Origin of the sequence: Catenuloplanes atrovinosus (assembly GCF_031458235.1) — a bacterium.
Classification (GTDB): domain Bacteria; phylum Actinomycetota; class Actinomycetes; order Mycobacteriales; family Micromonosporaceae; genus Catenuloplanes; species Catenuloplanes atrovinosus.
Map to the genome: position 1 here is coordinate 4004880 of NZ_JAVDYB010000001.1, position 13734 is coordinate 4018613.

Here is a 13734-nt window from a genome sequence, read left to right on the forward strand (position 1 = left end):
CCACAGCGTCTTAACGGGTGGCCGGCCCCTCGGGGCGGCCACCCGTTTCGCGTGTCAGCTGCTGCGGGCGATGAACTGCGGGTTCTCGATCAGGAAGGTGCCGAGCGTGCCGGCCTCCGCGGCGTCGAGCATGGCGAGGGACTTGTCGTCGAGGTCCTCGTAGGCGATGCCGTCGACGATCACGGTGTTGACGTTGCCGGCGTTGGTCTTGATCAGCGTGAGGTCGTTGGCCGCGACGCCCTTGAGCGTGAACAGGAAGTCGGCCGGCGGGATGCCGCCGGTGTCCAGCACGAACGCGTCGCCCGCGGCCTTCACCAGGTTGTTCAGCTTGCCCAGGTCGGTGAGCACGCCCCGGGTGGTGGCCTGCTTGACGATCGCCTTGATCAGCTGCTGCTGGTGCCGCTGGCGGCCGTAGTCGCCGTCGCTCAGGCTCTTGCGGATGCGCGCGTAGTCGAGCGCCTCGGTGGCGCTCATCTTCCGGCAGCCCTTCTCGTGGACGAACGGCGTGACGCCGGGTGGGAGCTGGATGCCGGCCGCCTCGGAGTGCCAGCCCTGCACCAGTTTGCCGTCCGCGTCCACGCCGAGGTGCGCGGACTCGGCCGTCTCGTCCACGCACATGTCCACGCCGCCGAGCGCGTGGATCACACTGGCGAAGCCGCTGAAGTCGATGATCGCGGCGCCGTTGAAGCGGATGCCGGTCACCTTGTTGAGCGTGGTGGAGAGCAGCGTCATGCCGCTGGCGCGTTTTTCCAGCTCGGAGCCCTGGACGTTATATCCGTACGAGAACGCTGAATTGATCTTGTAAGATCCGCCGGGGAAGCCGGCCTTCTCGTACGCCGGGACCTCGACCAGCCAGTCCCGCGGAATGGAGATCAGGTATGCCTGATCGTGCGTCTCCGGGATGTGCAGAATGATGATCGTGTCGGACAGGACGCCGGTCTCGGACGAGCCGGGCGGGCGCGCGTCGATGCCGACGAGCAGCAGGTTCACCGCGCCGTCGATGTTGTTGCCGGACGCGCCGTCCTGCGCGGCGGCGTCACCCTCCAACAGCGAGCCCTGGGTGAACGCGGTCGACGCCCGGTTGATCACCGTGTGCGCCGCGACCAGCGTGCCACCGCTGAGCACCACCAGCACCGCGCCGAAGATCAGGAGAAGTCGCGCCCACAGCGGATCCCCGCGACGCTTCGTCACCATTGAGCCTTTTTCACCCTGGCGCACCCGAACCGTCCAGCGCCGCCGCGCCCCCCGGCCCCGCAGGCCAGGTTGAAAATCGCTCATCGTGCGCACCCCTCCCCCGGCGCTCGATCCGAGCCTCACGCAGGCTAGCAATCATTGACGACAACGGATAGGAACGATGTGAGCTGCGTCGCTTTCCGGATCAATACCGGCACCTGATGACTTCCCGAGATGTCGTTAGGGAACAGGAACCGCAGACCGACGGGGGGCGTACGAGATGAAAATTCCGCGCTGGGCGCGCATCGTCCTCATTCTCGGCGCCGTGCTGGCGGTCGCGAGCACCGGCACGATCGTCGGCGCGCGCATGCTGATCGACGGCGCGACCGCGGCCATCCCGCAGACCACGCTGATCGAGGGCGACGCCCGGGCACCCCGGCGCGAGCAGGGCAAGGCCATCGACGGCGCGATCAACCTGCTCCTGGTCGGCATCGACGCGCGCGACACCGGCGGTGGCAGCGACGGCGACTCGGTCCGGTCGGACACGATCATCATCCTGCACATCCCGAAGGCGCACGACCGGGCGTACCTGATCTCCGTCCCGCGTGACTGGCTGGTCGACATCCCGGCGTACCGCAAGAACGGCTTCGCCGGCATCAGCGACAAAATCAACACCGCGTTCTCCGCCGGGTACGCGGGCGACGGCGACCGCATGGAGAAACTCGGCCGCGGCGTGGACCTGCTGTCGACCACGCTCAACAAGACGACCGGCATCCAGTTCGACGGCGCCGCGATCATCGACTTCGACGGCTTCGCCAGCGTGATCCACGCGCTCGGCGGCGTGGACATGTGCGTGGCCGAGGCCGCCGAGTCCGCGCACCTCGGCGTGGACGCGGACGGCAAACTGGTGCAGGGCTGGTACTCCGAGGCGTACGGCATCCAGCTCCCGCCGGGGGCGCAGCCGTTCGTGCACCGCCCCGGCTGCCGGACCATGAGCGCGACCGAGGCGCTCGACTACTCCCGCATCCGCAAGAGCCTGCCGAACGGCGACTACGACCGGCAGAATCACCAGCAGCAGCTGATCAAGGCGATCGTGGACAAGGCCACCACCCGCGGCGTCCTCACCGACCTCGGCAAACTCAACGACCTGGTCGCCGCCGCCGGCGACGCATTCGTCCTGGACACCGGCGACGCCTCCATCGCCGACTACGTCTTCACCCTCCGCAACCTCCGCGCGGACGACATGGTGCTACTCAAGACCAACGCCGGCAAGACCAACACCCAGTTCATCAACGGTACGTCGTTCGAGATGCTCGACCAGCCCTCGATGGACATGCTGACCGCCGCCAAGAACGGCACCCTCGACACCTTCCTCACCCAACACCCCGACTACAACGCCGACTCCCCCGCCGCGGACAAGTAACACTCCGGCACTCCTCTGCCCCAGCCACCCGCCGGCCCTGCCGCTGGCAACCGACGCCCGCCGGCCCTGCCGCTGGCAACCGACGCCCGCCGGCCCTGCCGCTGGCGACTGACGCCCGACAGCGGCTGCCAGGTGGCGGCCGGCCACGCCGGCCAGCGTCACGGCGGCTGGTGTCCCGGCGCGTGGCGGGTGCCGGTCGGCAGCCGACGCAGCCGGTTGCCGCGCAGCGGCGGACAACGGCCAGCCGCTCCGGCTGACGCCCGACCGCCGCGTAGCGGATTCCGGTCGGCAGCCGACACTGCCGGTTGGCGCGCAGCGGCGGCAACGGCCAGCCGCTCCGGCCGACGCGCAGCGGCGGCAACGGCCAGCCCTGGTGACCGGCAGCCGACCCTGGCGGTTGGCGGGTGAGCCTGCCGGTTGGCGGGTGAGCCTGCCGGTCGGCGGGTGAGCCTGCCGGTCGGCGAATAGTGCTCCGCATCGGCGGGCGCCCCGCGCCCGATATTTCGGCATATTGGCGATGGAAGTTGATCGCCATTCTGACTTTGTGAGGCGTAGGCACGTTATTCCGGCCGAATAACGTGCCTACGCCTCACAAAGTGGGCGATCAAGCAAATTCGCAAGAAAGATCGTGGTCTTCTTGAGCCGCACGGTCATGCGAGCGGCGACGATATGCATATCCGGCATCGCATTCTCCGCGGAATGCCGCCCACACGGTCGCGGCTCCGCCGCCATTCCGGCCGCGGTCGACGATCGGCGGCGAAACGCCGCACGCGATCACGCGGCCAGGATTGAGAACGACCCGCACCGCACAAACCTCCCCGGCCACGCCGGGACCGGCTGCAGCGCCGCGTGCGAAGCGGACTCCCCCGGCCACGCCGGAGCCAACTCCAGCGCCACGCGCGAAGCGGACTCTCCCCCGGCCACGCCGGAACCGGCTGCAGCGCCGCCTGCGGAGCGGACTCCCCGGCCACACCGGAGCCAACTCCAGCGCCACGCGCGAAGCGGACTCCCCCGGCCACACCGGAACCGGCTCCAGCGCCACGCACGAAGCAGACTCCCCCGGCCACACCGGAACCGGCTCCAGCGCCACGCACGAAGCAGACTCCCCCGGCCACACCGGAACCGGCTCCAGCGCCACGCACGAAGCGGACCCCCCGGCCACGCCGGAACCGGCTCCGTCGCCGCGTGCGGAGCGGAGCGCTAGCGGAGTCGGAGCCCGCGGCGAGGTTTGCCCGCGGGAGCATGCGGAACTCGACCCGCCGGAAGCGGGAAAATCGAGGTCACAAGGTTTTCCCGAAGCGGCACAGCGCACGGAACCCGGGCCGGGCCGAAGCGGAGATCGGCCCCCGGAGCGGCACCGCGCTCCCGGGAACAGGGGCACCCGGCCAAGCCGGTCGGGAGGCGGGAGAGCCGGCGGGCGCGGGAGAGGTCCCGCGCCCGGCCGTCGATGTCAGTCGTTCTTGTCGTCGTCGGCGCGGTCCGGGTCCGGCTCGCTCGGGGGCTTCTGGCCGGCGCGCTCCTCGGTTTCGGTTTCGGGAACGCCGTAGCCCTCTTCGGCGGCGCCGCGGTCCGGCTGTTCGGTCATGGTCGTGCTCCTTTCGGTTGCGATGTGTGCGGTGGGGACCCGGGGGTCAGGACAGGGAGCTGGCCGCGTCCGGGTGGGCGTCCTCGTGGACGCCGATGCCGAGGCGGTCGACGAGTTCGCCGCCGAGCCAGGCCGCGCCGCTGCCGGCGGCCAGGGCGATCACCTCGAGGACGAACGCCAGCACGCCGGGCTCGTGGGTGGTGCCGTCCAGGCGCAGCAGCCATGAGATCAGGAAGAGCACCAGCACCAGGCCGTTGATGGCGCCGTGCAGCAGGCCGATGCGCTTGGCGCGGGTGCCGGGCGGGATGGCGGTCCAGTCGAGCCAGCCGGTGGCGGACGCGATGACGGCGCCGATCAGGCCGGCGCCGATGTTCCAGAAGCCTACCTGGCCGAATACGTCGTTGCCGGTGATCAGGTGGACGAGGTCGAAGATGGTGCCGGTGACCAGGAGTCCGAGCGGGAAGACGATGACCATCGGATGCACCGGGTGGCCCAGCGCGCGTACTCGTGTCTGCATGCGACGGCGCATACCCGCGTCGATGCGCCTGAACCGCGTCGTTTGAAGCAGGTGCCTGGGGGCACGCGGTCGCGGACGGCGTTCGAGAGGAGACGAGCACATGAGACGCGCGGTGTTCACGATGGCGGTGGGCGGTGCGGTCGGGGTGGCGGCGGTGGCCGCGGTCCGCCGCGGACGGCAGGCGCGGGCCGCCGCCGACGACCGCTGGCACAGCATCACGATCAACCGGGAGCCGGAGGAGGTCGGGCCGCAACCGCAGCCGCTGCACGATCTGGGTGAGGCGATCCAGGTGCGGGTCCGCCCGGCGCCCGGCGGCCGGGGCACGGAGATCGCGGCGCGCTGCGTGAATCCGAACCCGGACGGCGTGCGGGCGCTGCGCCGCGCGCTGCGCGAGACGCGGACGCTGGTGGAGACCGGTGAGGTGCTGCTGCCGGACGCGCCGCCGACGACGCGGCGCACGCCGCTGGGCGCGCCGCTGGCGTACGCGACCCGGCACGGACGGCAGGAGGGACGGCTGTGAGGGCGCTGTGCTGGGAAGGCGTGAACGACCTCGCGGTACGGGACGTGCCCGACCCCGAGATGCGCAACGAGCAGGACATCGTCGTCAAGGTGCGCAAGACCGTCACGTGCGGTTCGGACCTGCACCTGATCGGCGGGTACATCCCGTTCATGAGCCGCGGGGACGTGCTCGGCCACGAGTTCGTCGGCGAGGTGGTCGAGGTCGGCGCGCAGGTGCGCAAACACCGGGTCGGCGACCGGGTGGTGGTCAGTTCGTTCGTGTCCTGCGGCCGGTGCTGGTTCTGCTCGCAGGAGCTCTACTCGCTGTGCGACAACGGCAACACGAACCCGGCGATCACGGAGTCGATGTGGGGCTTCGCGCCCGGCGGCTGCTTCGGCTACTCGCACGCGATGGGCGGCTTCGCGGGCAGCCACGCGGAGTACATCCGGGTCCCGTTCGGCGACGTCGGCGCGTTCACCATCCCGGACGAGGTCGACGACCTGCGCGCGCTGTTCGCGTCGGACTCCGCCGCGACCGGCTGGATGGGCGCGGACCTCGGCGGCGTGAAGCCCGGCGACGTGGTGGCGGTCTGGGGTGCCGGCGCGGTCGGGCAGATGGCCGCGCGCGCGTCCGTGCTGCTCGGCGCGGAGCGCGTGCTGATCATCGACCGGTACGACAACCGCCTCGACCAGGCCGCGAAGTTCGCCGGTGCGGAGCCGCTGAACTATGTGCGCGACGACGTGGGCGCGGCGCTGCTGGAGGCGACCGGCGGGCGCGGCCCGGACGTGTGCATCGAGGCGGTCGGCATGGAGGCGCACCGGCCCGGCCCGCAGCACGCGTACGACCAGGTGAAGCAGCAGCTGCGGTTGCAGACCGACCGGCCGTCCGCGGTCCGGGACGCGATCTATCAGGCGCGCAAGGGCGGCAGCGTGTTCGTGCTCGGCGTCTACGCCGGGTTCGTCGACAAGTTCCCGCTCGGCGCCATGATGAACAAGGGCCTGACCGTCCGCGGTGCCCAGATGCACGGCCAGCGGTACATCCCGATGCTGCTGGACCGGATGGCGCGCGGCGAGCTGGTGACCGAGCACCTGGCCACCCACGTGATGCCGCTGGACCGCGGTGTCGAGGGATACCGGATGTTCAAGGACAAGGAGGACGGCTGCGTGCGCGCGGTCTTCGAGCCCTGACGGTACCCGGCCGGCGTGTGTCCCCGGGGGGACACGCGTCGGCCCGGGCGGGCCGCCGGATCGGGGCAGTCCCTTCGGCGAGGAGAGGACACCCGCGGAAGGGGGACACGTCATGCCGGACCGCGTCAGTACCGCGATGCTCGGCCGTACCGCTGTCATCGGCCTTTATCTGATCGCCCTGCTGGTCGCGCCCGGCCCGGCCGCCGCCGCGCCGGCGGCGCTGCTGGGCATGGTGTGGGTGGCCGGGTACGCCCGGGAGCTCACCCGCCGGACCGGGGCGCCCGATGGCCGTTGAGCAGGCCGTCGCCGTCGCGCCGCTCACCATCCGGACCCGGATCGCGCGGGTCGCGCCGTGGTTCGGGCCCGCGTTCGTGGCCGCGGTCGCGTACGTGGACCCGGGCAACTTCGCCACGAACTTCACCGGCGGCGCCGCGTTCGGCTACCAGCTGGTCTGGGTGATCCTGGGCGCGAACCTGATGGCGATGCTGGTCCAGTCGCTGTCCGCGAAGCTGGGCCTGGTCACCGGCCGCGACCTGCCGGAGCTGTGCCGCGCGCACCTGCCCCGCCCGGTCAGCCGCGGCCTGTGGGTGCAGGCCGAGCTGGTGGCGATGGCGACCGACCTGGCCGAGGTGATCGGCGGCGCGCTGGCGCTGGCGCTGCTGTTCGGCATCCCGTTGCCGATCGGCGGCGCGATCACCTGCGCGGTCTCGTTCGCGCTGCTCGGGTTGCAACAGCGCGGCTACCGCACGTTCGAGTCGGTGATCGCCGGCATGCTCGGCGTGATCCTGGCCGGCTTCCTCTACACGGTGCTGCGCTCCGGCGCCGAGCCGGCCGCGCTGGCCGCCGGCATGGTGCCGTCGTTCTCCGGCGCGGACAGCCTGCTGCTGGCCACCGGCATCCTGGGTGCGACGGTCATGCCGCACGTGATCTATCTGCACTCCGCGCTGGCCAAGACGCGCACGCCGGGGATCAGCGGGCCCGCCGAGCTGCGCCGCGCGCTGGGCTGCCAGCGGCTCGACATCCTGGTCGCGCTGGGCCTGGCCGGGCTGGTCAACCTGGCCATGCTGGTGATCGCGGCGCGGCTGTTCCACGGCCGGGCGGTCGGCGACACCGGCACGCTGGAGGGCATCCACGCGGCGCTCGGCGTCAGCCTGGACTCGGCGGCCGCGCTCGCGTTCGCGCTGGCGCTGCTGGCGTCCGGGTTCGCGTCGTCGAGCGTGGGCACGTACGCCGGCCAGGTCGTCATGCAGGGGTTCATCCGCCGGCGGATTCCGCTGACGGTACGCCGGGCGCTGACCATGGCGCCCGCGATGGTGGTGCTGCTGCTCGGCGTGGACCCGACCACCGCGCTGGTGCTGTCCCAGGTGGTGCTGTCGTTCGGCGTGCCGTTCGCGCTGGTGCCGCTGGTGATGCTGACCCGGCGCCGGGACGTGCTGGGCGAGCACGTCAACCGTCCGATCACGACGGTCGCGGCCTCGGTGGTCGCCGCGCTGATCATCGCGCTCAACGTGTTCCTGCTGATCCGCACGTTCGCGGGCTGAGCCCCGTTTGTACCCCTTCGTGGCGGGCACCCGGTCGCCGCGAAGGGGGTCACGGATGCGATCTCAGATCAGGCCGGCGCTTCCGGCCAGCGCCGCCGCCTCGGTCCGGCTGGTCACGCGCAGTTTGCGCAGCAGCGTGGCGGTCAGCCGTTTGACCGTACGCTCCGAGACGTGCAGTTCCTCGGCGATCTCGGTGGTGGTGGCACCGGCCGCGATCAGCCGCAGCAGGCGCCGCTCCGCGTCGTCCAGGTGCACCGGCGGTGCCGGGCGGGGCCCGCGCCCGGGCGTGAGCAGCGGGCCGAGCAGCCAGGACGGCAGCACCGACCAGCCGTCCAGGATGGACAGCAGGGGGGACAGCAGCGCCTCCGCGTCCATCGACTTGGGCAGGAAGCCCTCCGCGCCGGCACGCAGCGCCTCGACCGCGGGCTCCGGGTTCTCGTCCCCGGACATCGCCACGATCCTGGTGCGTGCCACCGTCCGCCGGATGGCCGCGATCGCCCGGATGCCGCCCGGCGCCGGCATGTGCAGATCCACCAGGGCCAGATCCGCCACGGTACGAAGGACGAGCCCCGCCGCGCCGGCCGCGTCCCCGGTGGAGGCCACCACGGTCGCCCGCCCACCGGTGATCCTGGGCAGCAGCAACTCCATGCCCTGCACGAACAGCGGATGGTCGTCGATCAGCACGACGCGCAGCGCGGGGGGCGACATGTCGCCCGCGTTCCCACCGGCATCCCGGACATGCGCGTCATGACCGGTTCGCTGTGGCGCCTCGCCAAGCGCCTCGTCCCCGGGCGCGCCCGGCCGGGCGCGGTCACCGCCGGCGAGATGCTGGTGCTGCGCACGCTCTGCCACGAGCTCCGCCCGCCGGTCAGCACGCTCGGCTCGCTCCTGCGCGCGCTCGACCGCGAGACGGACCCGCCGGCGCGGGGTGCGGACGACTCGCACGCGCTCGCCCGGCTGGCCGCCGCGCACACCCGGCACCTGGAGGAGTTGCTGCGGCACGCCGCCGACATCGCCGAGGGGCTCAGTCGCGCGCCGGACGACGCTGCGACCGTGCCGCTCGGCCGGCTGCTGCCCGAGCTGGCCGCCACCGTGCCGGACGGCCGCCTCGACCTGCGGGTCGGCGCCGCCGCGGCCCGCTGGCCGGTGCATCCCCGGCACACCCGGCAGATCCTGATGAACCTGCTGGCCAACGCGGTACGGCACGGGCCGGCGGACGGCCGGATCACGCTGCTCGCGCGTACCGGCGCGCGGTCCCTGCGGTTGATGGTGTGCGACGAGGGTGAGGTCACCGCGGAGCTGACGGCCGCGCTGCGCCGGGACGCGGCACCGGCCGGCATGCACGGCCTGGGACTGTGGCTGGTCCGGCAGCTCGCCCGGCGGCACGGCGGCAGCGTCCACGCGCGCCCGGTCGTACCGTCCGGGGTCGCGGTCTGTGTGCTCCTCCCCCGCCGTCCCGGACTGTCACGCCGGGGCCAGCGGTTGGCCCGGTGAGGCCCGCCCCCCGGGCACTCGGTGTGCAACGACACGTCGGCACATCACAGGGAGGACCTGACCGTGTTCAGTCACATCAAGGACCTGCAGTTCGAGGCGAAGCCGGACGGCCCGGACGCGCTCTTCGCCCGCCGGCTGCAGGAGGTGCTCGGCGGCAAGTGGGGCGAGCTGACCGTCGCGAACCAGTACCTGTTCCAGGGCTGGAGCTGCCGGCTCCCCGGCAAGTACAAGGACCTGCTGCTCGACGTGGGCACCGAGGAGATGGGCCACGTCGAGATGATCTGCACGATGATCGCCCGCCTGCTGGAGGGCGCGCCGCAGAACCTGCACGAGGCCGCCGCGGACGACAACCCGATGCTGGCCGCCATCTACAGCGGAGAGAACCCGGCCCAGTTCATCCACGCCGGCGGCGGGCCGCTGCCGGTGGACAGCAACGGCGTGCCGTGGAACGGCTCGTTCATCACCGCCAGCGGCAACCTGATGGCCGACTTCCAGCTCAACGTGACCGCCGAGGCCCAGGGCCGCCTCCAGGTCGCCCGCCTGTTCCACATGACCGACGACCCGGGCGTCAAGCAGATGCTCCGCTTCCTGCTGGCCCGCGACACCATGCACCAGAACATGTGGATGGCCGCGCTCCAGCAGCTCAAGGACGACGGCCTGGAGGACATGCCGATCCCGGACGCCTTCCCGGACGCGGAGCAGGAGAACGAGTTCGCCTACCAGCTGCTCAACTTCTCCGCGGGCGAGGACTCGGCCGAGGGCCGCTGGGCCTCCGGACCGGCCCCGGACGGCAAGGGCACGTTCAGCTACGACCCGGCGCCCGCGGCCCACGCTCCGGCCCCGGTCCTCCCGCCGGGCGACCCGCGGCTCTACGGCACCCCGCCACCGACCCCGGGCGGCATCATCGGCGCGGTCAAGGACGCCCTCAGCTGAGCACCGTCCCCCTCCCCAGAGGGCCGGAACCGTCCTTCACCGGCGGTTCCGGCCCGGGGTCGTGGGTCTGGTGAGCGCGGGTCGCGGTGCGGGGACTAACCTGACCGTTATGCCCGGCTCGCGTACGCTCCGCATCGCCTCCCGCAACTCGCCCATGGCCCTGGCGCAGGTGGAGCGCGTCCGGGGGCTGATCGCGGCCCGGCACCCCGACGTGTCCGTGACGGTCGTCGGCATGACGACCAGCGGGGACCGGTGGCAGGGCAGCCTGGCGGCGCTGGGCGGCAAGGGCGCGTTCACCAAGGAGGTGGATCGGGCGCTGCTGGACGGTGCGGCCGATCTCGCGGTGCACTGCGTGAAGGACGTGCCCGGCGACCGGCCCGCCCCGGCCGGCACGGTGCTGGCGTCCTACCTGACCCGCGACGACGTCCGGGACTGCGTGGTGCAGCCGGGCGGGCTCACGCTCGCGGAGCTGCCGGCCGGCGCGCGGATCGGCACCTCGTCGGTGCGGCGGGTGGCCCAGCTCGCGCTGCACTGGCCGCAGCTGACCGCGGTCCCGGTCCGCGGCAACGCCAACACCCGGCTGGCCAAGCTGGACGCCGGTGAATACGACGCGCTGCTGCTGGCCGTGGCCGGGCTCGAACGGATCGGCCAGGCGCACCGCATCACGCAGATCGTGGACGTCGAGACCATGGTGCCCGCGGTCGGTTCGGGCACGCTGGTGCTCCAGTGCCGCGACGACGACCCGGCCACCCGGGACCTCGCGGCCGGCCTCGGCGACCGGCGCACCTGGCAGGAGACCGTCGCCGAGCGCACCATGCTGCACATCCTGCAGGGCTCCTGCCACTCCCCGATCGCCGGCTACGCCCGGACCGAGCCGGACGGGCGGATCAGCCTGCGCGCCCGGGTCATCAGCCTGGACGGCAAGACCGTCCTCGACGTGCACGAGTGGGCCGCCGACCCGGTCACGCTCGGCACCAGCGTGGCCGCCGCCCTCCTCCGCCAGGGCGCCCGCGACCTGCTGGGCTGACCGGGTTCCGCTCGCGCGACCACGGATCGTGCGGGGCGCAGCGCACGCGACGACCGGTGCCCGCACCGAGCGCGCGGGAACCGGGCCGCCGGACGCGGGTCTCTAGGTCGCCTGCATGTGGGTCCGCAGCGTGCCCAGGGCCCGTTGCAGCAGCCGTGACACGTGCATCTGTGAGATCCCGAGATGCTCACCGATCCGCGCCTGCGTCCACTCCTGGTAGAAGCGCAGCGTGATGATCTCCCGCTCGCGCGGGGAGAGCGCGCGCAGCGCCGGGCCGAGGTCGAGCAGCGACTCGGTCAGCGCGAAGCGCGGGTCCTCGCCACCGAGCAGGTCGCCGAGTTCCTTGCTGTCGCCGTCGTCGGCGACGGGACGGGAGAGCGAGACGGCGGAGTACGCCTGCGCACCCTCGATGCCCTCGATGACCTGCTCCTCCGTGACCCGGAGGTGGGCCGCGAGCTCGGGGACGGTCGGGCTGCGGCCGAGCGAGTGGGTGAGCGTGGTGGCGGCGTCGATGATGGCGAGGCGCATCTCCTGGACGCGGCGCGGGACGCGGACGGACCAGGTGCGGTCACGGAAGTAGCGGCGCAGTTCGCCGAGGACGGTGGGGACCGCGAAGCCGACGAACTCCCCGGCCTGCGGATCATAGCGGTCGATCGCCTTGATCAGGCCCATGGCGGCGACCTGGCGCAGGTCCTCGTCGGCCGCGCCGCGGCCGGAGAAGCGGCGGGCCAGCCGGTACGCCATGGGAATCCAGGCCTCGATGGCGCGCTCCCGGGCCCGGGGGCGGCGCCGGTCGTCCACGGGCAGGCCGGTGAACGCCTCGAGGGCCTTGGTGGCGCGGACGTCCTCGTCGGTCGCTATGTCGTGCACGGGGGCGATGGTGCTGCTCACGGTGTCCTCCGAAGGCACATCAGGTACGGGGGACAGCCTGGCTTCCCCCAATCCGCGCTCCCAACCGGGTGAATTCTCATTCGGAGCAGGCCGGGATGCCCTCCAGCGCGCCGTCGCGGAACTCGGCGATCCGGTCGAACGCGCCCGCGGCCGCGTTCTCGTCGGAGCGGCCGAGCGTGAGCAGCGCGGTGACGGCCTCGTCGAGGTCGCCGGGCGACAGCCGGACGTCGCTGCCGGTACCGCGGTTGAGCAGGTCGTACGTCCAGGTGCCGGCCAGGCAGTCGGTGGCGAGGCGGCCGTCGCGGTCGGTGCTGGACCGGCCCCGGCGCTCCTGGACGGCCTGCGCGAACAGCCCGCCGATCAGCATGCCGAGCGCGTTGTCGCCGATCCGGTCGTGCAGCGCCGGCCCGAGCCGCGTGTTGTCGAACGCCACGTAGCCGCCGGACGCGCAGTAGAACGCCTGGTCGTCCAGGCTGCCCGCGCCCGGCGGCGGGACGCGCCCCTCGCACCGCGGCGCGTCGCCGTCGAACGGCTCGATGCGCAGCGGCGCCCACTGCGCGCCACCGGCCACCCGGGGGTACGCTCGCGCCCAGTACTCCTGCACGTCCTCGCCGAGCAGCTCGATCGTCTGGTCGTAGGGCAGGTCGCCGCCGGTGGCCGCCTCCTCGCGGGTGGTGAACGGCACCTCGGTGATCGGCAGGTTCTCCGCGTCGTACCCGGCGCACCGGGCCGGGCCCTCCTCGACGCCGTCCTGGAACGCGCGGATCCGGTCGAACGCGTTGCCGTGCGCCTGCGGGTTGGTGGCGGACGTGCCGGGCTCGTCGCGCAGTTGCAGGATGCCGGCGACGGTGTCGTCCAGCTCGCGCGCGGTCGGCGCGGCGAACGTGGCGGACCGGCCGCCGATCACGTCGCCGACCCAGGCGCCGGCGTAGCAGTCCGCCTGCTGTTCCAGCACCACGGTGGGCTGGCGGCCGACGCCGAGCCGGGTCTGGACGGCGTGGCCGTACTCGTGGGCCAGCACCACGCCGGTGAGCAGCGCGCCGAAGTCCTGGTGGAGCTGGGGCACGAGCACCTCGGCGTCCCAGGCGATGTAGTCGTCGGCCGGGCAGTAGTAGGCGTTCGGCTGGTACTCCCCCGCCGCGTCACCGCAGGCCGGTGGCGGGTCGTTGCGCGTGTACGGGTGGCGCCCACCGCGCACCGGCTCGAACGCGGCACCGCCCGCCAGCCGCGGGTACGCGCCGGCCCAGTACCGCTCGACGTCGGTCAGCGCGTTCTCGGCGGTCCGGTTCGCCTCGTCCGGGGAGACCGGCGCGCCGGTGCGCCCGAGCCCGTCGCCCGGCGTGCCGGGCCGCTGCGGCGTGTCCTCGAATCCGCCGGACGCGACCACCACGCATCCGCTCAGCAGCGCCAGCGTCGCCGCGCCGGCCACCAGCCCGCGAACGGTCCTGCCCCGAGAGTTCATGC

General features: G+C 72.6%; 14 protein-coding genes. 8 read left to right on the forward strand and 6 right to left on the reverse strand.

From position 1 onward, the window contains the following. Positions 1-54: 54 nt before the first annotated feature. The gene (locus J2S41_RS17985) at positions 55-1194 is read right to left on the reverse strand and encodes an LCP family protein (RefSeq protein ID WP_310369037.1); all 1140 of its coding nucleotides are present in this window, start codon (positions 1192-1194) and stop codon (positions 55-57) included. Between the two features lie 259 nt (positions 1195-1453). On the opposite strand from J2S41_RS17985, the gene J2S41_RS17990 reads away from it, so the two are divergent. Further along, positions 1454-2596, forward strand: a complete 1143-nt coding sequence (locus J2S41_RS17990) for an LCP family protein (protein WP_310369038.1) — start codon at positions 1454-1456, stop codon at positions 2594-2596. A gap of 1450 nt (positions 2597-4046) precedes the next feature. On the opposite strand, the gene J2S41_RS17995 is transcribed toward J2S41_RS17990, so the two are convergent. Together J2S41_RS17995 and J2S41_RS18000 are read right to left on the reverse strand one after the other, a co-directional pair. Next, entirely contained in the window at positions 4047-4181 is a 135-nt protein-coding gene (locus J2S41_RS17995) for a hypothetical protein (RefSeq protein WP_310369039.1), read from the reverse strand. Between the two features lie 46 nt (positions 4182-4227). After that, on the reverse strand, positions 4228-4698 hold the full coding sequence (locus J2S41_RS18000) for a DUF2231 domain-containing protein (protein WP_310369040.1): 471 nt from the start codon (positions 4696-4698) through the stop codon (positions 4228-4230). Between the two features lie 100 nt (positions 4699-4798). Here J2S41_RS18000 and J2S41_RS18005 point away from each other — a divergent pair, with 100 nt between their 5' ends. The 4 genes from J2S41_RS18005 (at position 4799) to J2S41_RS18020 (ending at position 7925) form a co-directional block, all read left to right on the forward strand. Continuing rightward, positions 4799-5218 (forward strand): hypothetical protein, encoded by a 420-nt coding sequence (locus tag J2S41_RS18005; RefSeq protein WP_310369041.1) that lies wholly within the window; start codon positions 4799-4801, stop codon positions 5216-5218. Next, positions 5215-6384 (forward strand): zinc-dependent alcohol dehydrogenase, encoded by a 1170-nt coding sequence (locus J2S41_RS18010; protein WP_310369042.1) that lies wholly within the window; start codon positions 5215-5217, stop codon positions 6382-6384. The genes J2S41_RS18005 and J2S41_RS18010 overlap by 4 nt, the downstream gene beginning before the upstream one ends. Before the next feature lie 112 nt (positions 6385-6496). Continuing rightward, on the forward strand, positions 6497-6679 hold the full coding sequence (locus J2S41_RS18015; protein WP_310369043.1) for a hypothetical protein: 183 nt from the start codon (positions 6497-6499) through the stop codon (positions 6677-6679). Beyond that, positions 6669-7925, forward strand: a complete 1257-nt coding sequence (locus J2S41_RS18020) for an Nramp family divalent metal transporter (RefSeq protein ID WP_310369044.1) — start codon at positions 6669-6671, stop codon at positions 7923-7925. Before J2S41_RS18015 ends, J2S41_RS18020 begins: the two co-directional genes overlap by 11 nt. A 63-nt stretch (positions 7926-7988) precedes the next feature. Here J2S41_RS18020 and J2S41_RS18025 read toward each other — a convergent pair whose 3' ends face one another. Further along, positions 7989-8633 carry a response regulator gene (locus J2S41_RS18025; RefSeq protein ID WP_310369045.1) on the reverse strand — a complete coding sequence of 215 codons (645 nt, stop codon included), beginning with the start codon at positions 8631-8633 and terminating at the stop codon, positions 7989-7991. Positions 8634-8672: 39 nt separating this feature from the next. Here J2S41_RS18025 and J2S41_RS18030 point away from each other — a divergent pair, with 39 nt between their 5' ends. From J2S41_RS18030 to hemC, 3 genes are all read left to right on the forward strand, one after another. Further along, positions 8673-9419, forward strand: a complete 747-nt coding sequence (locus J2S41_RS18030; RefSeq protein WP_310369046.1) for a sensor histidine kinase — start codon at positions 8673-8675, stop codon at positions 9417-9419. Positions 9420-9482: 63 nt separating this feature from the next. Next, positions 9483-10352 (forward strand): manganese catalase, encoded by an 870-nt coding sequence (locus tag J2S41_RS18035; protein ID WP_310369047.1) that lies wholly within the window; start codon positions 9483-9485, stop codon positions 10350-10352. A 109-nt stretch (positions 10353-10461) separates the two neighbouring features. Beyond that, complete coding sequence (hemC, locus tag J2S41_RS18040; protein ID WP_310369048.1) at positions 10462-11379, forward strand: hydroxymethylbilane synthase; 918 nt, start codon at positions 10462-10464, stop codon at positions 11377-11379. Positions 11380-11481: 102 nt separating this feature from the next. Here the strand turns inward: hemC and J2S41_RS18045 are convergent, their stop codons facing one another. Both J2S41_RS18045 and J2S41_RS18050 read right to left on the reverse strand, forming a co-directional pair. Beyond that, positions 11482-12249: a SigB/SigF/SigG family RNA polymerase sigma factor gene (locus J2S41_RS18045; RefSeq protein WP_374728133.1), complete on the reverse strand. Its 768-nt coding sequence runs from the start codon at positions 12247-12249 to the stop codon at positions 11482-11484. Positions 12250-12346: 97 nt separating this feature from the next. Next, on the reverse strand, positions 12347-13732 hold the full coding sequence (locus J2S41_RS18050) for a neutral zinc metallopeptidase (RefSeq protein ID WP_310369049.1): 1386 nt from the start codon (positions 13730-13732) through the stop codon (positions 12347-12349). Positions 13733-13734: the final 2 nt, after the last annotated feature.

Bases quoted from the DNA above. Each gene is read 5' to 3' on its own strand.
- J2S41_RS17985 (WP_310369037.1), bottom strand. From the start codon at position 1,194: ATGGTGACGAAGCGTCGCGGGGATCCGCTGTGGGCGCGACTTCTCCTG.
- J2S41_RS17990 (WP_310369038.1), top strand. From the start codon at position 1,454: ATGAAAATTCCGCGCTGGGCGCGCATCGTCCTCATTCTCGGCGCCGTG.
- J2S41_RS17995 (WP_310369039.1), bottom strand. From the start codon at position 4,181: ATGACCGAACAGCCGGACCGCGGCGCCGCCGAAGAGGGCTACGGCGTT.
- J2S41_RS18000 (WP_310369040.1), bottom strand. From the start codon at position 4,698: ATGCAGACACGAGTACGCGCGCTGGGCCACCCGGTGCATCCGATGGTC.
- J2S41_RS18005 (WP_310369041.1), top strand. From the start codon at position 4,799: ATGAGACGCGCGGTGTTCACGATGGCGGTGGGCGGTGCGGTCGGGGTG.
- J2S41_RS18015 (WP_310369043.1), top strand. From the start codon at position 6,497: ATGCCGGACCGCGTCAGTACCGCGATGCTCGGCCGTACCGCTGTCATC.
- J2S41_RS18020 (WP_310369044.1), top strand. From the start codon at position 6,669: ATGGCCGTTGAGCAGGCCGTCGCCGTCGCGCCGCTCACCATCCGGACC.
- J2S41_RS18025 (WP_310369045.1), bottom strand. From the start codon at position 8,633: ATGTCGCCCCCCGCGCTGCGCGTCGTGCTGATCGACGACCATCCGCTG.
- J2S41_RS18030 (WP_310369046.1), top strand. From the start codon at position 8,673: ATGACCGGTTCGCTGTGGCGCCTCGCCAAGCGCCTCGTCCCCGGGCGC.
- hemC (WP_310369048.1), top strand. From the start codon at position 10,462: ATGCCCGGCTCGCGTACGCTCCGCATCGCCTCCCGCAACTCGCCCATG.
- J2S41_RS18050 (WP_310369049.1), bottom strand. From the start codon at position 13,732: ATGAACTCTCGGGGCAGGACCGTTCGCGGGCTGGTGGCCGGCGCGGCG.